27 protein-coding genes are annotated in these 22,797 nt (G+C 62.3%); 6 read left to right on the top strand and 21 right to left on the bottom strand.

What is annotated here, in order from left to right:
- Positions 1-5 precede the first annotated feature (5 nt).
- The 3 genes from NKI99_RS07760 to NKI99_RS07750 are packed head-to-tail and all read right to left on the bottom strand — an operon-like array spanning position 6 to position 2,710.
- Complete coding sequence (locus NKI99_RS07760; protein WP_023809807.1) at positions 6-1,421, bottom strand: ATP-binding protein; 1,416 nt, start codon at positions 1,419-1,421, stop codon at positions 6-8.
- Between the two features lie 49 nt (positions 1,422-1,470).
- Positions 1,471-2,190 carry a response regulator gene (locus tag NKI99_RS07755; RefSeq protein ID WP_013530014.1) on the bottom strand — a complete coding sequence of 240 codons (720 nt, stop codon included), beginning with the start codon at positions 2,188-2,190 and terminating at the stop codon, positions 1,471-1,473.
- Positions 2,177-2,710 carry a MarR family winged helix-turn-helix transcriptional regulator gene (locus NKI99_RS07750; protein WP_023809806.1) on the bottom strand — a complete coding sequence of 178 codons (534 nt, stop codon included), beginning with the start codon at positions 2,708-2,710 and terminating at the stop codon, positions 2,177-2,179. The genes NKI99_RS07755 and NKI99_RS07750 overlap by 14 nt, the downstream gene beginning before the upstream one ends.
- A 246-nt stretch (positions 2,711-2,956) precedes the next feature.
- Here NKI99_RS07750 and NKI99_RS07745 point away from each other — a divergent pair, with 246 nt between their 5' ends.
- The 3 genes from NKI99_RS07745 (at position 2,957) to NKI99_RS07735 (ending at position 5,089) form a co-directional block, all read left to right on the top strand.
- Positions 2,957-3,850 (top strand): branched-chain amino acid aminotransferase, encoded by an 894-nt coding sequence (locus NKI99_RS07745; RefSeq protein WP_023809805.1) that lies wholly within the window; start codon positions 2,957-2,959, stop codon positions 3,848-3,850.
- A 145-nt stretch (positions 3,851-3,995) separates the two neighbouring features.
- Complete coding sequence (locus NKI99_RS07740) at positions 3,996-4,313, top strand: hypothetical protein (RefSeq protein ID WP_352610474.1); 318 nt, start codon at positions 3,996-3,998, stop codon at positions 4,311-4,313.
- A gap of 137 nt (positions 4,314-4,450) precedes the next feature.
- Entirely contained in the window at positions 4,451-5,089 is a 639-nt protein-coding gene (locus NKI99_RS07735; RefSeq protein WP_024505622.1) for an MBL fold metallo-hydrolase, read from the top strand.
- Positions 5,090-5,215: 126 nt separating this feature from the next.
- On the opposite strand, the gene NKI99_RS07730 is transcribed toward NKI99_RS07735, so the two are convergent.
- From NKI99_RS07730 to NKI99_RS07720, 3 genes are all read right to left on the bottom strand, one after another.
- The gene (locus tag NKI99_RS07730) at positions 5,216-5,644 is read right to left on the bottom strand and encodes a BA14K family protein (protein ID WP_023809802.1); all 429 of its coding nucleotides are present in this window, start codon (positions 5,642-5,644) and stop codon (positions 5,216-5,218) included.
- A gap of 182 nt (positions 5,645-5,826) precedes the next feature.
- Positions 5,827-6,039 (bottom strand): cold-shock protein, encoded by a 213-nt coding sequence (locus tag NKI99_RS07725; protein ID WP_013530020.1) that lies wholly within the window; start codon positions 6,037-6,039, stop codon positions 5,827-5,829.
- Between the two features lie 320 nt (positions 6,040-6,359).
- On the bottom strand, positions 6,360-6,572 hold the full coding sequence (locus NKI99_RS07720) for a cold-shock protein (protein WP_006202520.1): 213 nt from the start codon (positions 6,570-6,572) through the stop codon (positions 6,360-6,362).
- 492 nt (positions 6,573-7,064) lie between these two features.
- Between NKI99_RS07720 and NKI99_RS07715 the strand changes: the two genes are divergently transcribed.
- Positions 7,065-7,487 carry a Kazal-type serine protease inhibitor domain-containing protein gene (locus NKI99_RS07715; protein WP_352610473.1) on the top strand — a complete coding sequence of 141 codons (423 nt, stop codon included), beginning with the start codon at positions 7,065-7,067 and terminating at the stop codon, positions 7,485-7,487.
- 31 nt (positions 7,488-7,518) lie between these two features.
- On the opposite strand, the gene NKI99_RS07710 is transcribed toward NKI99_RS07715, so the two are convergent.
- From NKI99_RS07710 to NKI99_RS07680, 7 genes are all read right to left on the bottom strand, one after another.
- A complete protein-coding gene (locus tag NKI99_RS07710) occupies positions 7,519-9,030 on the bottom strand; it encodes an EAL domain-containing protein (protein WP_352610472.1) in 1,512 nt (503 codons plus the stop codon).
- 190 nt (positions 9,031-9,220) lie between these two features.
- Complete coding sequence (locus NKI99_RS07705) at positions 9,221-9,439, bottom strand: hypothetical protein (RefSeq protein WP_136615974.1); 219 nt, start codon at positions 9,437-9,439, stop codon at positions 9,221-9,223.
- Between the two features lie 99 nt (positions 9,440-9,538).
- Positions 9,539-9,676, bottom strand: a complete 138-nt coding sequence (locus tag NKI99_RS07700) for a hypothetical protein (protein WP_164482279.1) — start codon at positions 9,674-9,676, stop codon at positions 9,539-9,541.
- Positions 9,677-9,715: 39 nt separating this feature from the next.
- Positions 9,716-9,997 (bottom strand): hypothetical protein, encoded by a 282-nt coding sequence (locus tag NKI99_RS07695; RefSeq protein WP_023809799.1) that lies wholly within the window; start codon positions 9,995-9,997, stop codon positions 9,716-9,718.
- Complete coding sequence (locus NKI99_RS07690; protein ID WP_352610470.1) at positions 9,994-10,263, bottom strand: hypothetical protein; 270 nt, start codon at positions 10,261-10,263, stop codon at positions 9,994-9,996. Before NKI99_RS07690 ends, NKI99_RS07695 begins: the two co-directional genes overlap by 4 nt.
- Before the next feature lie 144 nt (positions 10,264-10,407).
- Positions 10,408-10,614, bottom strand: coding sequence for a cold-shock protein (locus tag NKI99_RS07685; RefSeq protein ID WP_023809797.1), 207 nt, complete (start codon positions 10,612-10,614; stop codon positions 10,408-10,410).
- Between the two features lie 219 nt (positions 10,615-10,833).
- A complete protein-coding gene (locus NKI99_RS07680) occupies positions 10,834-11,244 on the bottom strand; it encodes a hypothetical protein (RefSeq protein WP_352610469.1) in 411 nt (136 codons plus the stop codon).
- Positions 11,245-11,338: 94 nt separating this feature from the next.
- Between NKI99_RS07680 and NKI99_RS07675 the strand changes: the two genes are divergently transcribed.
- A complete protein-coding gene (locus NKI99_RS07675; protein WP_352610468.1) occupies positions 11,339-12,961 on the top strand; it encodes a tetratricopeptide repeat-containing sulfotransferase family protein in 1,623 nt (540 codons plus the stop codon).
- A gap of 144 nt (positions 12,962-13,105) precedes the next feature.
- Here NKI99_RS07675 and NKI99_RS07670 read toward each other — a convergent pair whose 3' ends face one another.
- Positions 13,106-13,459, bottom strand: coding sequence for a DUF1428 domain-containing protein (locus NKI99_RS07670; protein WP_023809794.1), 354 nt, complete (start codon positions 13,457-13,459; stop codon positions 13,106-13,108).
- A gap of 75 nt (positions 13,460-13,534) precedes the next feature.
- Positions 13,535-13,963 carry a VOC family protein gene (locus NKI99_RS07665; RefSeq protein WP_023809793.1) on the bottom strand — a complete coding sequence of 143 codons (429 nt, stop codon included), beginning with the start codon at positions 13,961-13,963 and terminating at the stop codon, positions 13,535-13,537.
- Between the two features lie 236 nt (positions 13,964-14,199).
- Here NKI99_RS07665 and NKI99_RS07660 point away from each other — a divergent pair, with 236 nt between their 5' ends.
- A complete protein-coding gene (locus tag NKI99_RS07660; protein WP_352610467.1) occupies positions 14,200-14,814 on the top strand; it encodes a glutathione S-transferase family protein in 615 nt (204 codons plus the stop codon).
- Positions 14,815-14,837: 23 nt separating this feature from the next.
- Here the strand turns inward: NKI99_RS07660 and NKI99_RS07655 are convergent, their stop codons facing one another.
- The 6 genes from NKI99_RS07655 to NKI99_RS07630 all read right to left on the bottom strand — a co-directional run bounded on the left by NKI99_RS07655 (position 14,838) and on the right by NKI99_RS07630 (position 22,662).
- Positions 14,838-14,996, bottom strand: a complete 159-nt coding sequence (locus NKI99_RS07655; RefSeq protein WP_352610466.1) for a hypothetical protein — start codon at positions 14,994-14,996, stop codon at positions 14,838-14,840.
- Positions 14,997-15,132: 136 nt separating this feature from the next.
- A complete protein-coding gene (locus tag NKI99_RS07650) occupies positions 15,133-15,441 on the bottom strand; it encodes a HigA family addiction module antitoxin (protein ID WP_127268663.1) in 309 nt (102 codons plus the stop codon).
- 27 nt (positions 15,442-15,468) lie between these two features.
- Complete coding sequence (locus NKI99_RS07645; RefSeq protein WP_023809788.1) at positions 15,469-15,747, bottom strand: type II toxin-antitoxin system RelE/ParE family toxin; 279 nt, start codon at positions 15,745-15,747, stop codon at positions 15,469-15,471.
- 78 nt (positions 15,748-15,825) lie between these two features.
- A complete protein-coding gene (locus NKI99_RS07640; protein ID WP_352610465.1) occupies positions 15,826-17,352 on the bottom strand; it encodes an ABC-F family ATP-binding cassette domain-containing protein in 1,527 nt (508 codons plus the stop codon).
- Between the two features lie 388 nt (positions 17,353-17,740).
- Positions 17,741-20,911 carry an excinuclease ABC subunit UvrB gene (gene uvrB, locus NKI99_RS07635; RefSeq protein WP_352610464.1) on the bottom strand — a complete coding sequence of 1,057 codons (3,171 nt, stop codon included), beginning with the start codon at positions 20,909-20,911 and terminating at the stop codon, positions 17,741-17,743.
- Between the two features lie 128 nt (positions 20,912-21,039).
- On the bottom strand, positions 21,040-22,662 hold the full coding sequence (locus NKI99_RS07630) for a DUF2778 domain-containing protein (RefSeq protein ID WP_352610463.1): 1,623 nt from the start codon (positions 22,660-22,662) through the stop codon (positions 21,040-21,042).
- Positions 22,663-22,797 lie beyond the last annotated feature (135 nt).

Here is a 22,797-nt window from a genome sequence, read left to right as displayed (position 1 = left end):
CCCCGTTATGCGGGAACCTTGATGACAGCGCGCAGTCCGCCGAGCGGGCTGTCTTCAAGGGTGATGTCGCCGCCATGGGAACGGGCGATGTCGCGGGCGATCGACAGGCCGAGCCCGGTGCCGCTGGCATCGAGGTTGCGGGCCTCGTCGAGCCGCACGAAGGGTTTGAACACATCTTCGCGCCGGTCAGCGGGGATGCCCGGACCATCGTCGTCGATGGTGACCAGCAGCGAGCCGCGGCCATGGGTGGCGTTGACTTCCACCGTCTTGGCATAGCGGAAGGCGTTGCCGATCACGTTGGACATCAGCCGGGCAAAGGCGTTCGGCCGCACATGCACATCGGGGTCTCCGGCAAGCGTCGTCGACAGCTTGCGCTTGCGCAGCCTGGCCTCCTCGTCGAGCTTCTCGAAATAGGCCTCGAGATCGAACCGTCCGGCGTCTTCCGAAGCCTCGCCACGGGCAAAGGCGAGATAGCCTTCGAGCATCGACTGCATGTCGTCGATGTCCTGGTCGAGCGCGGCCTTGGTCTCGGCCTTGCCGCCGGAAAGCGCCAACTGCAGCTTGAAGCGGGTGAGGATGGTTCGCAGGTCATGGCTGACGCCGGTCAGCATGGCGGTGCGTTGCTCGATCTGGCGCTCGATGCGCTCGCGCATCTGCATGAAGGCAAAGCCGGCGCGGCGAACCTCCTCGGCGCCGCGCGGCCGGAAGTCGCGCGGCATCGGCCGGCCCTTGCCGAAGCTTTCGGCGGCTTCGGCGAGCATCAGGATCGGCCGGATCTGGTTGCGCAGGAAGGGAATGGCGATCATCAGGAGCACCAGCGAGGTGCCGACCATCCAGATCAGGAAGATGTGGGTGTTGGAGGCATAGGCCTGGCTGCGGCGTACGAAGACGCGCAGCACCTTGCCCTCGAGCTGCACGCGCACCTCGACGATGTTGGAGTTGCCGACCGTGTCGATCCAGAACGGGCGGTTGATCTGGCGGGTGATCTCCGACGAGAGAACATCATCCAAAATCGAGAAAAACGGTTTTGGGCCGGGCGCGGGCAGCGGGTCGGGCGGCAAGAGGTCGACCTTCAACTGCATGCGGTCCTGGGCGATGCGGATGATGTTGGTGTAGTCGGCATCGCGCGGATAGGTCTCGATCAGGTCGATGATGGCGGCAATGTCGCGCACGGTGGCCTGCGACAGGCGCTGCGTCACGGTTGCCCAATGACGTTCCATGAAGACGAAGGCGACGACCGATTGCAGCAGGATCATCGGCGCGATGACGATGATCAGCGAGCGGGCATAGAGCCGCTTGGGCATATAGAGCGAGACGAGGCGCCAGAAGCGGTTCCAGGCGCGCGGCACCGCCTTCAGCGTCCGCGCGGCGCGTGCGCTCAAGCCGCCATTGCCCGGCTGTTCCAGTTCCGTGGTTGCCATTCGCTCATTTCGCTTGCCCGCAGCCGCTCAGCAGGCCGCAGGCGGCATTCTATTCCACGCTGAGCCGATACCCAATACCGCGCACGGTCTGCAGCCAGACCGGGTTGGACGGATCGCGCTCGATCTTGCGGCGCAGCCGGTTGATCTGGACGTCGATGGTGCGCTCGCCGACCTCCGAATCGTCACCGACAAGCTCGTGGCGGGGTATCGTCTCGCCGGCCCTTGCCGCGAAGATCGCCAGGATCTCCTGTTCGCGGTCGGTCAGCTTCAGCGCCTCGCCGCCACGCTTCAATTCGCGCCGGGCGATCTGGAAGGTGTAGGGGCCGAAGACCAACTGCTCGACCTTGGGCGTGGTCGCCGGGCCACCACGGCGAAGGATGTTGTTGATGCGCAGGATCAGCTCGCGCGGATCGAACGGCTTCGGCAGGTAGTCGTCGGCGCCGGCCTCAAGCCCTGAGATGCGGCTGTCGGTCTCCGACAGGGCCGTCAGCATCAGGATCGGTACGTTCTTTTCGGCCCGCAGCGACTTGGTCAGGTCGACGCCCGTCTCACCCGGCATCATGACGTCCAGCACCAGAAGGTCGAAGTCGAGGCCGGCAAGCTTGCGCCTGGCTTCGCCGGCATTGCCGGCGACGGTGACGCGAAAGCCGTTTTCGGTCAGATACTGCTTGAGAAGATTGCGGATTCGGGTGTCGTCGTCGACCACAAGCAGGTGTGGCGCGTCGTCGTCCGGTGCGGCCGCGTGATCGACCCGTTCAGTGCTCTCCATGGCTTTTCCCTGACATTTTTGCGGACCCAACGTCGATCTGCGCCCTCAGTTCCGGATTGACCATCGCTTCGAGGAACCGTTCCACCAAGGTTCGTTCGGCTATTCCGGAATCTCCCAATGCAGCATGGATGCGGCGCGACTGTGGCCGCGCCAGCGCCAACGCCAGCGCACGGCCCTTGGCCGTCGGGTAAAGCTCGCGCTGGCGGCGGTCGCGCGGACCTTGCAACTGCACGACATGGTCGGTGTCGATCAATTGCTTGAGCACGCGGGCCAGGCTCTGCTTGGTGATCTTCAGCACGTCGAGCAGTTCGGCGACCGTCAGGCCAGGCCTGCGGTTGACGAAATGCAGCACCCGGTGATGGGCACGGCCGAAGCCGTAGTCGGCCAGGATCTGGTCCGGATCGGAGGTGAAGTCGCGATAGGCAAAGAAGAGCAGTTCGATGATGGCGAAGTCGATGCCGTCCTCGACCGACATCGCGGTCCTGATCGGTTTTCCGGCGGCTGGGCTTCGATCCGTCATTATTTCTCCGTGGGAAAGAGAGATTATGTCAGTACTATTGACGTAATTTCCCTGCAATGGTAATTTTTGACAAGCTTTTGGGCGGATTGCGAACGAAAAGGCAAGGGAAGCCGGTTTTTCCGGAATTTCCTAAGTTTGCCAGAGCGCAATTATCCGCCTACGCTCCACCATAAAAGCCGCTTTGGGCGGCCGACACGAAACACACAACGATACAACTATCCGGGCTGCCGCCCGTGGGAGGTTACCATGGCATCCGTTCCCTTCGATCAACTCGATGGCTTCATCTGGATGAACGGCGAATTCGTCCAATGGGGTGACGCCAAGATCCATGTGCTGACGCACGGGCTGCATTACGCCAGCGCCGTTTTCGAGGGAGAGCGTGCCTATGGCGGCGAGATCTTCAAGCTCAACGAACACACCGAGCGCCTGCATGAATCGGCACGCCTGCTCGGTTTCAATATCCCCTATTCGGTGGCCGAGCTCAACGACGCCTCTTCCACGCTTCTCAAGAAGCAGGGTTTCCAGGACGCCTATGTCCGGCCGATTGCCTGGCGCGGCAGTGAGCAGATGGGCGTCTCGGCGCAGAACAACCGCATCAACTGCGCCATCGCCATCTGGCAATGGCCGAGCTATTTCGATCCTGCGCAGAAGCTGAAAGGCATCCGTCTCGATGTGGCGGAATGGCGCCGGCCCGACCCGCGCACCGCGCCTTCCAAGTCGAAGGCCGCCGGCCTCTACATGATCTGCACCATGTCCAAGCACGCCGCCGAGGCCAAAGGCTATGCCGACGCCATGATGCTCGACTGGCGTGGCCAGGTCGCCGAAGCGACCGGAGCCAACATCTTCTTCGTCAAGGAGGGCAAGATTCACACACCCAAGCCCGACTGCTTCCTCGACGGCATCACCCGCCGCACGGTCATTGGGCTGGCCAAGGATCGCGCCTTGGAGGTGATTGAACGCGCCATCCTGCCGGAAGAGCTGGAAAGCTTCGAGCAGTGCTTCCTGACCGGGACGGCAGCGGAAGTGACGCCGGTTTCCGAGATCGGGCCTTACCGATTCGAGGTCGGCGAAATAGCCAAGAATCTTATGAATGACTATTCTGCGGCCGTTCAGCCCAAGCACGCGATCGCCGCAGAATAACGAAAGTCACAGCTTTTTTAGGAAGTAGGGGCGGTTTTCGGGCCGCCCCTTTTATTTCAGCGTTTCTGCATTTGACTTTCGTCCAATTCGGCGTCTCATGATGGTGTCGGCCCGGGAGGCTGACAGCTATGGAGGGACTAATCATATGGACATGAACACGCTTCTTCCGATCATCATACAGATGATTACTGGCGTCATCGGTGGTCAGGCGGTCGGTGCGGCGCTCAAGACGGCGGCGATGGGTCAGCTTCCCAAAATCCTGGGCGGAGCCATTGGCGGCGTCGGCGGTGCGGCGATCCTCGGCAGCCTGCTGGGTGGCGGTGCGGTCGATCCGGCGGCTGCGGCAGCAGCAACGAGCGGTCTCGGCAGCGCGCTGAACCTGCAGAACATCGTCGGCGGCGCCGGCGGCGGCGCGATCCTGACCGCCATTCTCGGCGCGGTCATGGGCGCCATGAAGAAGTAGGCAGGCCGTTTCGGTCTTTTCAAATGGGTGGCTTCGGCCGCCCATTTCCGTTTTCGGAGCTACCGATGTTCGTCTTTCGAGGGTGGACGCCCTTTGTCCGCGCCTCTACATCACCCGTGAACATCGAAAGGACGATCATGGGTCAGCTCAATGCCGGCATCGTGCCGGTCACACCGTTCCAGCAGAATTGCACCATCCTGTTCGACATGGATGACAAGCATGGCGTCGTCGTCGATCCTGGCGGCGATATCGACAAGGTGCTGGCGGTGCTGAAGGACAATGCGATCTCAGCCGGGGCTATCTGGATAACGCATGGCCACATCGACCATGCCGGCGGCGCAATGGAGTTGAAGGAGGCGCTCGGCGTCGAGATCATCGGTCCGCATGAGGCCGACAAGTCGCTGCTCGACAATCTGGAAAACCAGGGCAAGCGCTACGGCATCGCCGGAGCGCGTAACTGCGTGCCCGACCGGTTCCTGGCCGAAGGCGAGACCGTGTCGTTCGGCGGCCATGTGTTCGAGGTGCTGCACTGCCCCGGCCATGCACCAGGTCACGTTGTTTATTACAACCGCGCGGCCAAGTTCGCCCATGTCGGCGACGTGCTGTTCCGCGGCTCGGTCGGCCGCACCGACCTGCCGGGCGGCGACCACGCGGCGCTGATCGCTTCGATCAAGGACAAGCTCCTGCCGCTCGGCGACGACATCGGCTTCATCTGTGGCCACGGTCCCGGCGGACGTTTTGGCGAGGAGAGGCGGACCAACCCTTTTTTGACTTGAACCAGGCTCGGAACCGTAGCTGTTTTCATCAGCCTCAAGCGACCGTTGACATTGTAGGGACCACAACAAAAAAGCGCTGGCCTTGCGGTCAGCGCTTTTCTGTTTTGGGGCAGGGAAGCCCTTGGTTTAATTGGCAGTGCAGAAATGCTGTTCGCCGTCATTGCCGGTGAACGTTCCGGTACGGGAATTGAAGCTGCGGTAGCGGTCCGAGCAGTATTCGTACCAGTCACGCGTCCACGGCTCGGCATAACGATCGGCGTAGACCACCCGCGGCTCCGCATAGTAGCGGCGCACCGGGGCCGGGCGTATCACCACGTCACGATCGTAACCGTCATCGTAGTAGCGGTCAGCGCCGGGCGGCGGCCGGTCATTGGCCAATGCACCACCGATCAGCGCGCCGGCCGCGAGGCCGAGCACGCCGGCGGCAATGGCATCGCCGTTGCCATGATGGCCATGATGACGGCGCCAGTCGCGTGCATTGGCGGCGGGCAAGGCCGTGAGCGTGGTAGCGACCACCGCAGCGGCCAGGACGGCGGTTTTGAAAATTCGGTTCATGTCGATCTCCTTCGTGCCGGCCCGTGTAGTTCGGGGATGCGGTCCGGCTTTACCGAAGACTAATATGCGACCGTGGCTGAACGGGGGCTGAACGGATTTTTACGTGTCTATTCAAAACAGACGTCAAAAATCATAGGCTCTCAAGGGAGCGATCTGCCTGGGATCGCCGGTTTGAAGCCGGCTCAGCCGACCGACAGGTTGACGGCCTTGGGACCCTTGCCGCGCTTGTCCGGCTCGGTGTCGAACGACACTTTCTGGCCATCCTCGAGACCGGGAAGACCGGACGCCTGCACGGCTGAAATATGGACGAAAACATCCTTCGCTCCATCATCGGGCGTGATGAAGCCGAAGCCCTTGGCATGGTTGAAGAATTTGACGGTGCCGGTCTGCGGCATGGGAAGCTCCTTTGTCCCATAGACTCCAGTCTCGGGCCGGCAAATGCCCGAGTGGAAATTTGTCCTTTATTTTAGCGTCATCGGCAAGGGAAAGTTTTGCGGGCGTCTAAAGCACGTTGCGGCATGCTTTGGGTCTTTGTTTTTATGCACGTCGTTGCCCAGAACCTGGCGGCTTGGGCGACATCACCGGCCCGCGCCTTCGATAAGGAAAAGGCGCGACGAAGATCGCCGCGCCTTTCAAAATTCAGATCCCTCTCCAAGCCAGGTGCAGGCATGGAGCCTCCCTCGCACGTCCGAGTGACATGCGGCGCGCCGATGGCTCAGGCTGCGCGGAGGTTGACGGCCTTGGGGCCCTTGCCCATGCGGTCCGGCTCGACGTCGAAGGTGACCTTCTGGCCGTCGACGAGCGTGCGCAAGCCGGAGGCTTCGATCGCGGAGATATGGACGAACACATCCTTGGCGCCACCATCGGGCGTGATGAAACCGAAGCCTTTGGTCGCGTTGAAGAATTTAACGGTGCCGGTCTGGGCCATTGGGGAAACTCCTTCACCCGTTCAGTCTTTGGTGGTCCCGCCCGCCGCCTGGCGCAAAGGGCAGTTCCCGGTGGTTGCTTCGGCAGTCATGCATTGGCGCATGGTCAAACCCCCCGCCGAAAACGGGGCCGTCAGAGATTCACAGTATCGGGGAAAGGTCGTCCAAAACGTTCCGCTCTCCGGGTCGCAAATGCCCGAACACGGAATTTATCGCACGGAAACGTGATGGTTGCAAGATACCGCCGCGGGCCGCCACACTGGGCGCATCCCGACGCAAGGATCGACTGACTTGGGCATCGATGGGCTCGGCATAGGCTTGCTTGCCGGTCGGGTCATCGGCCAGAGCCAGCCCACGAATGGGCCAGACATCGGCGGCGCGCTATCCCCCCTTGCGGGCCAGGCGCCGTTGTCGTTTGCGAGGCTCAAACGGGGTTGCATTTGGCAAAGGAATGGCGAGGATCGGTAACCGGGGACCGATCGTGGGAGATCATCATGAAATTTCTGGCGGCAATCTTTTCGCGGCAGGGTTTTGTCATCCTGTTGCTGTCGGCAATTCTTGCCGCCTGCACCGTCGTCGTCGATGAGGGACCAGGGCCGCGCCCGCGTCCGCCACGGCCCGAACCGCAATATTGCAGCAAGCAGTACGAGCCGGTCTGTGCCCGCCGCGGCGGCGACCGCCAGACCTTCGCCAATGCCTGTCTTGCCGACCGGGCCGGCTACCGCATCGTGCGCGACGGCCCGTGCCGCGACGGCGGCGGTGGCGGTGGCGGTGGCGGTGGCGGTGAAGAGCAGACGTTCTGCACCCGCGAATATGCTCCGGTCTGCGGCCGCCGTCATGGCGAGATGCGCACCTTCCCCAATTCCTGCGAAGCCCGCGCCGCGGACTATCGCGTCGTTGGTGACGGGCCGTGCTGAGAACGATGCGCCTTGTTGAGGACGACAGGCGTCAAGCCGTCGGCTTCACCTGGCGACAGTAGGCGATGAACTCGGACGCGGGCATGGGTCTGGCGAAAAGCCAGCCCTGGGCGTAGTCGACGTCGCGCGCCGCGAGGTAGTCGGCTTGCGCCTGCGTTTCCACGCCCTCGGCAACGATCTTCAGCTTTAGTGTCTTGGCCATGTCGATGATATGCGGGGTGACGGAACTGGTGGCAGAATTCGTGCTGATCGTATCGATGAACGATTTGTCGATCTTGAGCGCATCGAGCGGCAGCCCCTCGAGATAGGACAGGCTGGAATAGCCGGTGCCGAAGTCGTCGATTGCCACTGCGTGGCCAAGTTCGCGGGCACGAACGAGCGTCGAGCGGGCCGAGTTGATATCGACGAAACCTCGCTCCGTCGCCTCGAGCCAGATTTGCTGGGGCCGGATCCCGGTGTGCTGCAACGCCTTTTCGATGATAGGCAGGACCCGCGCGGTGCCGACATCGGTTGCGCTGAGATTGATGGCGATGTGAAGCGAGCGGTCGGCGACCAGAAGCCTGTTCAGGTCGAACACAACCATCGCAATGACCTGATCGGTGATCGCCGTGATCAGGCCGCTCTCTTCCGCCAGCGGAATGAAGAGATCGGGCCGGACCAGGGAACCGTTCGGCCGCTTCCAGCGCACCAGCGCTTCCGCCCCGATGCAATTGCCGGTCCTGAGTTCGACGATCGGCTGATAGTGGACGATGAATTCGCGCTTGCGTACGGCGATCTGCAATTCTCCCAAGGGCGAAAGCCGCCTTCGCGACAGCCACACAACCATGCCGATGATGAAGGCGGCCATGAAGGCGCCGAGCGGGAGCAGCAGAAATTGCTGCTGGCGAACGCTGCCCAGGATCTGGCTTGTCGGTTCGGTGGCGACAGCGATCCAGCCCGTCTCGCGCGCCGTGGCAAACAGGAGATCGTCATCGATGCCTTTGCTGGGGCCGGCGATGATCTTCTCGACGCGGGCGGGATCCGGTCCGTTCAGCGCGCCAAGCAGGATGCCCGTTTGCGTCGTCAAAGCGAGCTGGACACCGGGATCGACGATGACGTCGACAAAGCGTACCGGATCGACAAGGACATTGTGGTCCCTGTATTGCAGCGCCATCAGAAAATGGTCCTCGCTCATCACCGGCTGCATGCGGGCGGTGACGGCAATGCCGTCCCTGGTGGTGAAGTCCGGGATGGATTGCGCAACGCGCCCTTCAGTCAGTCCCCAGGAAGAGCATTTGAGCAGGCCATTTTCGAAATAGCCCATCTCTTCGATCGGGCGCGTGTTGATGGTGAGTTGCCGCATGCGGGCTATATGGTCCGCCGAACAGCGGATGCCGGTGAACTGGTCGATCTGCCGCAAAGCGGCGGTGGCATCCTTGAGCGAGATGTCGGCCCTGGCGATGGCGCGGCTGGCGAACAGCTGCAGCCGCTCATGTTCCTTTTGGACGGCCTGAATCCAAGCGAGATGAAACATAGCCGCGATTGGCACGATGGCGCCCAGCATGGCCAACACACCGCCGTCACGATGATGCGCGACCTGTCCATGCGCCTCCTGCCTTCTGGTATGAGCGGCGATCGTGGGTGGTCGCCCGCAACGTCTCGGCCACCAATCGCGGCAGCGGCCCGGTTCAGGCGGATCTTAGGGCCTCGATCTTACGTGAACTTTAATGGAGTCGTTGGGCAGCACCGCTGCTCTAAACCGGATAGGCGCCGTCGGCCGGGCCGGCATAAAGCTCGCTGCCATTGTCGTCGCAAATGCGCAGGCGATCGGGGATTTGCGGCATGGCCAGCGTGTGGAACAGCGCGGTGGCGCCCTGCAGCGCGGCGCGCAGGTTCGGCGCCTCCAGTGATACCTTGTCGAGAGTGGCTTCGTCGGCGTCGCGCGACCGGTAGAACTCGATGACGAAATTCAAGCGCGCCTCCGTGGCAGAGCATTGCGCGGGCCTGTTCAGTCAATTCGTCCCCCACAGAGGGACAACGGAGAGGACGCACGAGGCGCGCCCTCCAGTTTGTCAGCCCTTCGACTTCGGCTTCAGGCTGCTCTCCGCCTGCTTGACCGAGGAGCCGAACGGGGAGGCGGGCTTGGCCACGACCTTGTCCTTCTTCGGCTTGCGCGTTTCGCGGTTGCTTCGCTGTTGACCTTTGGACATGTCGTGCTCCTGCTTCAGTGTTGGCTTGGCGGTGGGGTCTCAGATAAGCGGGTTGCTGGCAACAACCGGGTTGCCGGCAACAACCGGATCTGCCGGTTCGAGATTGTCTTCGGTGGTGACCCGCTCATAGGTCTCCTGCTCGCTGCGGATGCGGTACTGCGGCGAACCATCCTTGACCGGCAGCCTGCTCTTGATCTGGAACAGTTCGGCGGTCTTCTGGACGAGGCCGGTGCGGCTCTTCATGCGCACGGTCTGACCGATCGAAAACTGGTGCGCGGGCGTGTCGGTACGCGGGCGCGCATTCTGCTGGAAACGGATCATGCTGCATTCTCCCTGTCGCGCTTCAGCGCTGTTTCGAGTGCGAGGTAATCGATGGCGACAAGCTGGCTGGTGGGCGGGTTTTCCGCTGCCCTTGCCGGCAGATGGATGAAAGTGGCGACGCGGCGCCAGGCAAGCCGCGACATGCCCTCGATCAGCTCTTCGTCGTGGTCGATGTCGTAGTCGCCGGCCGGCAGCTGCCCTTCCAGTCCGCCGAGCACGAAAGGTGCGGTGAAGTGCGCGATGGAGTGGGTGGTGCGGTCCGGCATTGTCTTACCTATGCAAAGCAGCGGTCCTGAAAACAAAAAAGCGGGGACGAGCCCCGCTTTCCTATTTCCGGCAGTCGCTGGAAATAAGCCGCTTTCGAGAGCTGCCAGTACATCCGTGGTCAGCGTTCATCGAATTCGGCCGGATCAGATCAATTGCAAATTGGCGGCCGACTCGCGGCCCTTGGTGTCACGCTCCAACTCGAACTGCAGCTTCTGGCCTTCGGCGAGGCCGGGGAAGCCGGCGCGCTCCAGTGCGCTGACATGGACAAAGACGTCCTTGCCGCCATCGGTCGGCTGAATGAAGCCGAAGCCCTTCTGGCCATTGTAGAACTTCACGGTTCCGGTGTTCATGTCGGTCTTTCGAAGAATGAGAATGGTCGCGCGGAGCGAATATGCCGCGCGCCCGGTATCGATGATTTGGAATGAGATTGGCGGGTCGAGAACCTCTGACGCCGCGAGATGCCAATTCTGGCCCAAAGCGATCCTGTACAAATAGGCCTTTGTTGTAATTTAATCAAGGCGTTTTAAAATAAAATTGGGTTTCATTCAAAAAATTGCGCGCTGTAACTATCAGAAAAATGATGATACAAATTCATACAATTCAAAAACTGTTTGAAGCTTAGCGGGAATAATTCTCCCGGTATTTTCATTTTTCTTGTGAATTGAAGAAGGAGACCTCGTGATGTCCGTAAAGACGCCAACAGGCACCCCCGTAACGATCACGCCGGTCGCAAAGCCGGTAATGGCAAAGCCGATGGTTGTCCTGTCGCCGCGGCTGACTGTCAGAAGTGACGAGGCGGCAAAGCGAAGGATCGCCGACACCGATGGAACGGTCCGGCGTGCCAGGCAGGTTGCCGAGACCAATCGCCTGATTTGATCTTTCCGCACCGACGAAAGGACGAGACAGCAGGCGAAGCCTTGAACCTGCGGCGCCGATGGCTTAGATCGCCACAGGCGGACAAAACACGGCAGGTTTCCCATCAACAGAGATCAAAGACGAGCGGCGGGTGCGGGAGCCAGGTCTGGCGCAGGCGGACAGCCGCCGCTGGGCCTCGACCAGTATGTGCAGCAGGCGTTGCAACTGCATCAGGCCGGGCGCCGGCAAGAGGCTGAGACGATCTACCGGCAGGTGCTGGCGCGTCAGCCCAAGCACGCCGCCGCCGCGCATTTCCTGGGACTGCTGCTGCACCAGACCGGGCGCAGCGAAGAAGGGCTGGATCTCATCGAACGGTCGGTGAGCCTGCAGCCGACGAATCCCGATTTCCTCAACAATTTCGGGACGGTGATGCGCGACCTCGGCCGCCCTGCTGCGGCCATCGATTTCTTCCGCGGGGCGGTGGATCTGCGGCCGGACCAGCTCGCGGCGCGCGACAATCTAGGCTCATCGCTGAAGCAGGTCGGCCAGTTCGAAGAGGCCGAAGAGATTTATCGCGGCACGGTTGCACGCAACCCATTTCATGTGCGCGCCCGCATCGGGCTTGCCGAAACCCTGCAGGAAGCCGGGCGGCTGGATGAGGCGCTCGCCGTCTTCCGCGAAGCGCTGACGATCCGGCCCAAGGATGCCGACCTGCTGCACGGGCTCGGCGTCGGGTTGATGGAAAAGGGCAAGCTTGACGAGGCGGCCGACCTGTTCCGGCAGGCGTTGGCGATCAATCCCGCCATGGCCACAGCCTGGCTGATGCTGACGCAGGTCAAGCGCCAGAAGGAGCGCGACAGCGAGCTTGGGGGCATGGAGGCCCAGCATGCCAAGGCGCCGCAGGACAGCCTGGCACGCATGCAGCTGTCTTTCGGACTCGGCAAGGCGAATGACGATCTCAGGGATTATGGCCGGGCCTTCGACTATTTCGCCGAAGGCAATGCGATCCGCCGCAAAGACATCGACTACGATCAGGCCAGGACGCGGGCCGAGTTCGAAGCGATGAAGGCCACCTTCGATGCCGGCTTCTTCGAGAAGCACAGGCCCAGCTCAATCAGCGACGACACGCCGATCTTCATCGTCGGCATGCCGCGTTCGGGCACGACGCTGGTCGAACAGATCATTGCCAGCCATCCGCAGGTCTACGGCGCAGGCGAGCTCAGCATCTTGAAGAAGGCGGTCGGCAAGCAGTTCCCGGCGACCATGCCGGGTGGCTTCCCATGGGGCGTATCGGATACCGGCGATGCGGATTTTGCCGAGGCAGGCCAAGCTTATCTCGACATGCTGCATGCCCGCTATCCGAACATGCGTCACGTCACCGACAAAATGCCAGGCAACTTCCTGCTTGTCGGCTTCATCCACATGATGATGCCGAAGGCCAGGATCATCCACTGCGCGCGCGATGCAGCGGCCACCTGCCTGTCGATCTACAAGGTGCATTTCCGCGGCGACAGCCATCGCTATGGCTACGATCTCGGCGAGCTCGCCGACTTCCACAATCTCTACACCGACATCATGAAGCATTGGCACACGGTGCTGCCGGGCGTCGTGCATGATGTACGCTACGAGGATTTTGTCGCCGACCAGGACGGACAGACGCGGGCATTGATCGCTCATCTCGGCCTGCCTTGGGACGATGCGGCACTATCGTTCCACGAAACCGACCGACCGGTTCGCACGGCTTCAGCCGCACAGGTGCGCCAGCCGATGTATCAGGGGTCGGTCGATCTGTGGAAGCGCTATGGAGACCGGCTCAAGCCGCTGCTGGACAAGCTGGATTAGTGCAACGCTATCTAGCTGATCGCGTGGCCTTAGAGATTGGCCTAAGCACTCGCGTCGTCATCCTAGGGGCTTCGCGACGGAGCTTCGCTCCTGCTTCGCCCTAGGATGACGAAGCTGAGGCTTCTTCTAATCGCTACCGGCTGCTCAAAGCTCAATGAATGGCTTGAAGCCACCGAAGATCATGCGCTTGCCGTCGAACGGCATGTCCGCCCAATCGGCCTTCAAGCGCGGGTCGGCCATCACCTTGGCCATGACGGCATCGCGGCTCTCCCGCGACTCATAGACGGCCCAGGCGAAGACGACGATCTCGTCGTCCTTGGCCTGCACGGCACGCGGGAAGGACGTGACCTCGCCATAGGGCACGTCGTCGCCGATGCATTCGACATAGGCGAGCGCGCCATGTTCCCTCCAGATAGGCCCTGCGAGGTTGGCCAGCTTCTTGTAGTCATCGAGTTTTGCCTTGGATACGGCAAGTACGAAACCATCGACATAGGACATTTTGGATCTCCTCCTGGAAGTTCACGGGGCCTCACCGGCGCTGGCCGGTGAGGGGCTCGGGCCATCGGCGGCAGATCAGGCTTTCTTCACCGGCGCGTTCATCGCCCATTCGACGCCGAACGGGTCGCGCATATTGCCCCATTGATCACCCCAGAACATGACCTGGAGCGGCACGGCGACTTCGCAGCCGGCATCGACGGCGCGCTTCCACCAGGCTTCGATATCGTCGCTGCCGAGGTGAAGCTGCATTGTGTAACCCTGCGGCTTGACGGCGGGCATTCCGTTTTCCGGATAGAAATCGGAGAGCATGAGCGTCGAGCCGTTGATGTAGAGGTGAATGTGCATGGTGCGGCCTTTTTCGTCCGCCGGATAGGCAAAGACCTGCTCCGCGCCGAAGGCCTTCTTGTAGAATTCGGCAGCCTTGAAGGCGCCATCCAACTGCAGATAGGGGGTCAATCCGCCGAGCACTTTGGCCGCGGGCTGAACGGGGGTCTGGTCAGTCATTTGTTGTTCCTCTTTGCGTTTGGCCTTGCGAGCCAAAGGACGGATGAGGCGGCGGCGATCCTACATGGCGGCGAATTTTTTTTGGCGGTCGGCCCTTGATAATCCCGGACAGCCCGCGGGCTCGAGCGAGAGGCCTGAAACGAACTTGCGTCGGCGGCCCCCAATCAGAGCGCAATTCTCGCTGCTCGCGGGCTAGAACAGTTGGACGCGAACGCCGCTTCAACCCCGGGATGGCAATGATCCTCTACTATCAGACCCACTCACCCTTCGCGCGTAAGGCGCTCGTCTTCGCTCATGAGGTCGGCATTGCCGATCGGCTCGAGGTCATTCATCACGAGACCAGTCCGACCTTGCGCAATGCTCGCGTCTACGCCGAAAATCCGCTCGGCAAAGTGCCGGTGCTGTTGCGGCCCGACGCGTCGCCGATGTTCGATTCCGATGTCATCTGCGCCTATCTCGACACACTGCATGACGGCCGCAAGCTGCTGCCGCAGGGCGGCGAGGCGCGCTGGCAGGCGTTGCGGCTGCAGTCGGTTGCCCAAGGCCTGGCTCAGACGGGTATAGCCTTGCGCTGGGAGACGGAAAGAAGACCCGAACAGCTGCGTTATAGCGCTCTCGCCGACGGACACCGGGAAAAGATCGAGGCGAGCTACGATTGGATCGAAAGCACGCTGGACGACGAGGCACCGCTCCATGTCGGCCATATAGCCTTGGCCACGACGCTGTCCTGGATGGCGTTCCGCCACCTTCCGCCTTTTCGCTCACGGGCGCGGCTGACGCGCTGGTTCGACGCTTTCGAGAAGCGCGTATCGATGCAGGCGACGCCGCTTTCAGGCGATACGCATGACTGACCAGCACCTCGTGACATTCGGCGTCAATAGCGGCGGCCGTTTTGCGCGTCGAAGACGTCCGGAAAGCCGATATCCTTGCGCAGCGAGGCTGGCAGTGAAAGCAGGATGCGCTCGCTGCGGTGACGAGCGCGCGCTGCCGCATATCGGGTTGCGACGCGACCGATGGATGAAAGAACCGACATGATAAATTCTCCCTGGGTTGGCGCCGGCATCATCGTGTCGGCATCCCAAGGACGCGACGGGCTGAGGCTATCCGACAGACCGTCGAGATTTTTTATCGCGGCGTCTGATGGTCTGTCCGAATGCTGCCGTGCGGACCTACGCAACCCTGAGCGTAGGGATCGCTGAAACATCAACTTCACGCTCTGCGTGCCAAGCATCGAAAGCCGCTTGCATTCGAAGCCAAATCGCGGCGCCGTCGCCGAACAGCTTCCCGAGGCGAGCGGCCACAGCCGGCGAAACCGGCTTCTTTTCGCGGATGATGTCATAGAGCTGCTGCCGGGAGATCCCGAGCAGATTTGCAATTTCCACCTTGGTCTTTCCAGTTGCCGGGATAATGTCCTCAAGCAGCGCTCCCGGGTGGGAGGGACAACGCTCAATAGGACGCGTCGGCTCGTGCACGGTCATAAGTCGAACTTCTCCAGTCTGGCCGCCTCAGTGATATTGCTCGAAATCGACGCGGGCGGCGTCCTTGCCGTCGAACTCGAATGTGATGCACCACGGACCGTTGACGTGGACCGTGTAGCGGATTGGATCGAAGCCTTTCAGCGGGTGGAAATCGAAGCCGGGAAGGTTCATTTCCTCCGGCTTCTCCGAAGCTTCCAGGCGGTCAAGCCGGACAAGAATGCGCTTGTGCATCTTGGCGTCGATCTTGCCGGTCTTTCCAGTTTGAAAGAGGTCCGACAGCGCCTTGTTCTTGAAGGACTTGATCATCGGTATATGTAAACAGATTGCTTACAAAAAACAAGGTCTGTAAGCAAATAATTTACATGCCAGTCGACTCCGTTGGCCTCATCCTGCCGTTTCAACCACCGAGCGGAAGAAATCCTCCGGGTCTTCGACTTCGGTGAGCTTCCGCTTCTCGATCAGCCAGAATCGGTTGCCGATGGCGCGGATGAAGGAGCGGTCGTGCGAGGCGAGCACGCAGCTTGCCTGATGTGCCAGCAGTTCCGCTTCCAGCGCTTCCTGGCCGTCGATGTCGAGATGGTTGGTCGGCTCGTCGAGCAGATAGAAGTTGGGATCGGCGACCCTGAGCGCCAGCATCATCAGCCGCGCCTTCTGGCCGCCGGACAGCACGCCGATCTTTTTCTCCTGCATCTCGATGACCACGCCGGCGCCGGCCAGCAACGACCGTGCGCGCTGCTCGCCGATATCGTAGCGCCGCGAGACCAGCGCCAGCGGCGTGTCGTCGCCGCTGATGCCGGACAGCGCCTGGTCGCTGTAGCCGAGCACGGTCGACGGCGTCACCTTCACATTCCGCAACGTGTCCGGTTCGATGATGGCATTGCGGATCAAGGTGACGAAGCGCGACTTGCCGACGCCATTGCGGCCGAGCAGCACGATGCGGTCGCCCTGGCAGATGTGGCGCTTGCCGGTCCGAAACAGCAGCGTGCCGTCGGGTGTTTCGACAGCCGCGTCGTCGAGCGTGATCAGCACTTTGGCATGGGTGCCGCGATTGGCCAGTTTGATGGCACCCGCCGACTTCTCGCGATGCGCCGGGTTCGCCGCTTCCTCCAGTTTTTCGGCCCGCTGGTTGAGTTGCTTGGTCTTGACCGTCAGCAGATCGCTGCCCGAATTGATGCCGATGTTGTTGAGCTTGGCCGCCTGTCGGCGCAATTGCTGCGCCACCTTCATGTCGCGCTGGAACTTGCGCTCCGTCGAAGCATCGACCTCGTCGAGCGCCAGCCTGGCGCGGGAGTAGGGCAGGGCAAACACCGGCGACTGTTCCGGGCGCAGGAACAGCGTCCGGTTGGTGGTGGCGTCGAGAAAGGCGCGGTCGTGGCTGGCGATGACGACGGGCACCTCGCGCGGCAGCGTGTTCAGCCAGGTTTCGAGCTGGCTGATGCGGGCAAGGTCGAGATGGTTGGTCGGCTCGTCGAGCAGCAGCACGTCCGGATCGGTCACCCAGACGCGGGCGATCAGCGCCAGCCTCTGCCAGCCGCCGCTCAGCGCCTGCATTGGCCGCTCGCGCATCGGCTCCGGCACATCGAGCGAATCGAGAACCACGTCGACACGCCACAGCTCGCTGTCGGCCTGCTCGGCCGGCAAGGCGTCGGCCACTACCTGATGGAAGCTGCGGGTGAGAAGGGCCGGGGCAACAGATTGCTCGACATGACCGACGCGCAGGCCGCGCGTGCGGGTGATGTCACCGGAGGTCGGCTCCATCTCGCCGGTTAGGCATTTCAGCAAGGTCGACTTGCCGCGGCCATTGGCGGCGACAATGCCGAGCCGGTCGCCGGAGCCGATGGTGAGGTCGAGATTGGCAAACAGCGGCGCACTCATGGTGACGCCGAGGGATTTGAGGCTGATCAGGGCCATTTTGATTTCTCTGGTCTTGCCGGAGGAAAAGTCCGGTTCAATGCACTTTGACGGTGCGCAGGCTGGCCATCAGGCTCGGCGTTGCAACACCACGAAGGGCAGACCAAAAAATCGAAGCGGGAAAACCCGGACCGTCCCTGGTCAGCCCTGCAAGCAAGCTCGCAGGGCAGAAATCGGGCCACGCTGACGATGGTGACGATGAAACGTAAACACGTGAGCCCTCCTTTCAAGACGTTCGAGTGTGCGGAGCGATTACACCAAAGGCGAGGCTGGTGGCAAGTGGGCGGTCCAGGAGGGAGCGAAGCGCTGAAGCTGCCAATCTCCCCACTCGTGGGGGAGATGTCCGGCAGGACAGAGGGGGGCGCTGTCCTGCCGGCGTTTGAATGAATTACTTCCCTGGCCGTCCGGTCTTGCCGGGCCTGCGCTTTTCGCGGCGGGCGTCGCTTGGATCCTCGTAGGAGCCGATGCCGGCGCGTTGGCGGACGATTGGTTTGCCGTCGTGTTCCTTCGCGCCCCCCTCTGTCCTGCCGGACATCTCCCGCACTTGGGGGGAGATCGGCTGCGGCTTGGCAGGCACTTTTCCTTCTACCGGCTTTTCGGTCCGCCGCACGGTCATCTCATCAAGCGAGTTCTTCTTGAACAGCGGCTTGACCGGCTCGCCGGGAATGCCGAAATCGGAGCCATGTGCCTCTTCGGCCGACTGTTTCTTGAACAGCGAGCGCGACACGGCGCCGGCCGGTGTCGTCATGTCGGTGCCAGGGCCCATATCGTCGATCGAAGGCTTGGCAAACAGCGGCTTCTTTACCGGTACGGCGCCATCGGCGCCCATTTCGTCGAGCGCTGGTTTGCGGAAGAGGTTGGGCCGGGCGGCCCTGGCGACTTCCTCTGCGGCCTGTGCCGCGTCGAGCTTGCGGAAACGCTCCTGTTCCTCTGCTGTCCGATGTTTGGCCACGCCCTTGTTGTGCTTGCCCTTTTCGCGACCTGAGGCAGGGCTTTCCATATCGGCGTATTTGGCCAGCGGGTCTTCGGAGATGGACAGTTCCATCTCTCGCAGACGCTTGATCTCGTCGCGGATGCGGGCTGCCTTCTCGAAGTCGAGATTGGCCGCGGCATCGCGCATCTGCTTTTCCATCGCGTCGAGATGGGCCTTGAGGTTGTTGCCCATCATGGCGCCGGCATTGTCGGTGAACTGCGAAATGTCGGCGCGGACGTGGTCCTTCTCGTAGACCGAATCCAGAATGTCGGAGATGCGCGACTTGACCGATTCCGGCGTGATGCCGTTGGCCTCGTTCCATTCCACCTGCTTTTCGCGGCGGCGGTTGGTTTCGGCCATCGCCCGTTCCATCGAGCCGGTCACCTGGTCGGCATAGAGGATGACCTTGCCGTCGACGTTTCTGGCGGCGCGGCCGATGGTCTGGATCAGCGAGGTTTCCGAGCGCAGAAACCCTTCCTTGTCGGCGTCGAGAATGGCGACGAAGCCGCATTCGGGAATGTCGAGGCCTTCGCGCAGCAGGTTGATGCCGACCAGCACGTCGAAGGCGCCGAGGCGCAGATCGCGCAGGATCTCGATGCGCTCCAGCGTGTCGATGTCGGAGTGCATGTAGCGGACGCGGATGCCTTGCTCATGTAGATATTCGGTCAAATCCTCGGCCATGCGCTTGGTCAGCACCGTGACCAGCGTGCGATAGCCGGCCTTGGTGGTGTCGCGGATTTCGCCGACGACATCGTCGACCTGGGTCTTGGCCGGGCGAACCTCGACCGGCGGATCGATCAGGCCGGTCGGGCGGATGACCTGTTCGGCGAAGACGCCGCCGGCCTGCTCCATTTCCCAGCCGCCAGGGGTCGCCGAGACGGCGACCGAAAGCGGACGCATGGCATCCCATTCCTCGAAGCGCAGCGGCCGGTTGTCCATGCAGGACGGCAGACGGAAGCCGTATTCGGCCAGTGTCGCCTTGCGGCGAAAGTCGCCGCGATACATGCCGCCGATCTGCGGCACGGTGACATGGCTTTCATCGATGAAGACCAGCGCGTTGTCGGGAATGTACTCGAACAGCGTCGGTGGCGGATCACCCGGCTGGCGGCCGGTGAGATAGCGCGAATAGTTCTCGATGCCGGCGCAGGAGCCGGTGGCTTCCAGCATTTCGAGGTCGAAGCGGCAGCGCTGTTCCAGCCGCTGCGCCTCAAGCAGGCGGCCTGCGCGCTCGAGTTCGACCAGCCGGTGCTTGAGCTCTTCCTTGATCGACTTGATCGCCTGGTTCAGCGTCGGGCGCGGCGTCACATAGTGCGAATTGGCGTAGATCTTGACGCTTTTCAGCTCGCCGGTCTTCTGGCCGGTCAGCGGATCGAACTCGGTGATCTGCTCGATCTCGTCGCCGAACATCGAGATGCGCCAGGCGCGGTCTTCCAGGTGGGCGGGGAAGATCTCGATCGTGTCGCCACGCACGCGGAACGAGCCGCGAACGAAATTGATGTCCTGCCGTTTGTACTGCTGGGCGACGAGATCGGCGAGCAGCGCGCGCTGGTCGAGCCGGTCGCCGATCTGCATCTGGAAGGTCATCGCCGTGTAGGTCTCGACCGAGCCGATACCATAGATGCAGGACACCGAGGCGACGATGATGACGTCGTCGCGCTCGAGCAGCGAACGCGTCGCCGAATGGCGCATGCGGTCGATCTGCTCGTTGATCGAGGATTCCTTCTCGATGAAAGTGTCGGTGCGCGGGACGTAGGCTTCCGGCTGGTAATAGTCGTAGTAGGAGACGAAATACTCGACGGCGTTTTCCGGGAAGAATTTCTTGAACTCGGAATAGAGCTGCGCCGCCAGCGTCTTGTTCGGCGCCAGGATCAAGGCAGGGCGCTGCGTCTCCTCGATCACCTTGGCCATAGTGAAGGTTTTTCCGGAGCCGGTGACGCCGAGCAGCACTTGGGTCCGGTCGTTGTTGTCGACGCCTTCGACCAGATCCTTGATCGCGGTCGGCTGATCGCCGGCCGGCTCGAAATCCGAAACCATCTTGATGGCAATGCCGCCTTCGGATTTTTCCGGGCGGGCAGGGCGATGCGGCGTCCACAGCACGCCGTCCTTGTGCAGCGGATTGCCGGATTCGATCAACGCCGACAGTGCCGCCACCGTCGCGGTGACGCTGCCCGAAGCCATGGTCTCGGCGTCCTCCAGCGAGATGTCGAGGCCAGCGACCGGATTGAGGCCGGCTGCCGTGCGCTCCCTGGCTGACGCCGCGCCACCCATCGAGGTGCCGCGCGAACTGCGTCCCGGCGAGCTCGAGCGCTCGGGTATCTTCTTCGACGGCTTCGGCGATTTGCCGCCGTCGCCCTTGCCGACAAGACGTCCTTCGTTTTCGGCTTCCTGCTCGATCTGCTCGGCCCAATCCGCGATCGAACCGGTCAGCGGCGTGCCAGAGAGCTCCGGCTGCGGCATCTCGGCGAAACCGCCTTTGTGCAGCGGCTCGGAGGCGTCGAGGAAATCGGTCAGCGGGCTGCGCCGCTTCGGCGCGGCGCGGTCGTCGTTCGCCGTCGGCGGCGTTTTCTTATCGGGGGATTTGGCCATGTCCCGAATATGGGATTTCCTGGCCAAAATGGAAAGAGCGCGGTGGGGAGAGGCGTGCCGAACAGCGCTGCTCCTGACAGCAGGCTGTCAGGAGCAGGCGGGAAGGTGCGGCCGAAAGCCTCTTGTCGCTACACGCCCCTGGCGGCTGATGCGACCTGCGTCGCCGACCCGTTCAGGCGCGGCACCACGACAAGGCGTTTGATCTTGCCCTTCTTGTAGGCGGCGAGGAAGCGCGCATAGTCCTTGAAGGCGACGCAACCGCTCGACTGGCCGTAGCGGCCTCGAAGCAGGTAGGTATGGGCCAGAAAGCCGTCGCGATTGTATTTGTTGCGGCCATCGGCCGGTGTCAGGCGCAAGGCCTCCACTCCGTGGAAGCGCGTCTCGCGCAGCGACAGATTGTAGGTGTTGGGCGGTGTCGGTCCGCGGTTCTTCTGGTCGGCATAACGCGGCTGGTCCGTCATGGCGCCGATGCCAGAATGAGCCTCGAGCCTTGAGCCGTCAGGCATGTAGACGGTGCCGGCGCTGATATCGTAGACGGCGACGCCATTTCCGGCTCCGCTTCTGGATCCCGGCGAGTTGAACAGATTTCTGAACGCCTTGCCAAGGCCGCCCGAAGGCGTGTCGGGCTTAGCATAGGCCAGCACATCGCCGCCATCGGCTGGCCGGCCTTGCCGCGTCGGTTTCGCCGGCTGGGCCTGCTGGACCGTCTCGCGTGCCGGCTTCGATTGCTGGGCGGGCTTGAGCTGCTGAACAGATTTGGGCTGCTGAACGGGCTTAGGCTGCTGCTGGACGATTTTGGGCTGCGGCGGGTCGAATTGCGGGCGGCGGGTCGGCAACGGCACGTCGTCGGTCAGCGCGTCCGGCAGCGAGGCGGCATCGCCGGGTTGATCCTGCTGGGTTTCGACGGGTGAAACCGCGACATCGGCTGACGATTCCTCGATCGGCAGCGGTGAGGCGAACGCCTCGTCGTCGGCCGGCAGCGACTGCACGAGGGCAAGCGCCAACTGCGAATTGTCCGGCGTATCGGATTGGGCAAAGCCCATCGGCTGCGGTGCGGTCTGCACGACCACCGAGCCGGTATCCAGCCGGGCGAAACGTTCGGCCGCCGGAACTGGCATGTTATCGGACAGGCTGGCCGTGACCTGGACGGACGGCACCAGCGACGCCTCGGCAATTCGCGGTGCGACGGTGGAGATCACCGGGCGCGTGTTGGCAGTGGCGGCAGGCTTTCCGGCGTCGGCAAAGGCAGCGGCCAGCTTCATCGGCGAAAGCGACGCTTCCATGCGTTCGAAGCGCTCCTGCGCCTTCGACTTCACGGCGGCTGGCATCGGCTTTGCCTGCGCTACAAGGCGTTCGGACTTTTCCGCCCGTGAGCTTACCCTGGCCAGCTTGAAACAGCTGGCACCGCACTGCACCGAATGATCATGCAGGGCCTGAGTGCCGCCATTGGCATTGGCCAGCACGAAGGGTGCTTTCAAGAAGTGCTGTTTCAGCGGATCGGTAAATGCGAGCGATCCCGGCATGGACAGCGTCTGGGGCAGGCCAACCGAAGTCGCCGACAGCGAGGCGCCGACGGAACTGAGGCCGGCCATGGTGCCGATCAGCCAAAGGCCGATGGCAGTGCTGACGCAGGGCAGTGCGACCCAGCGGGCCACCCGGCCAGCGTTGAAGGAAGAGGAACGCGGAGCATCGACGAACTCGCCGCCCTCACGCTGTCCCCGGTTTTTTTTATGTGTACTCAACAACGCCATGCAACCAATCTCGCTTCAATCGGTTTCCCCGTACGTGGCCTTGAGAGCCGCGACGACCATTCTGTGAGTGATCCCAGGTGGTCCCCGACGCGTTTGCCGCGTCTGTAGTTGGTTGCCAATTGCTTCAAAATATGG

The organism is Mesorhizobium sp. M0239, assembly GCF_040321815.1.
In the GTDB taxonomy this organism is placed as follows: Bacteria; Pseudomonadota; Alphaproteobacteria; order Rhizobiales; family Rhizobiaceae; genus Mesorhizobium.
This window is presented reverse-complemented; position numbering and strand designations above follow the sequence as displayed.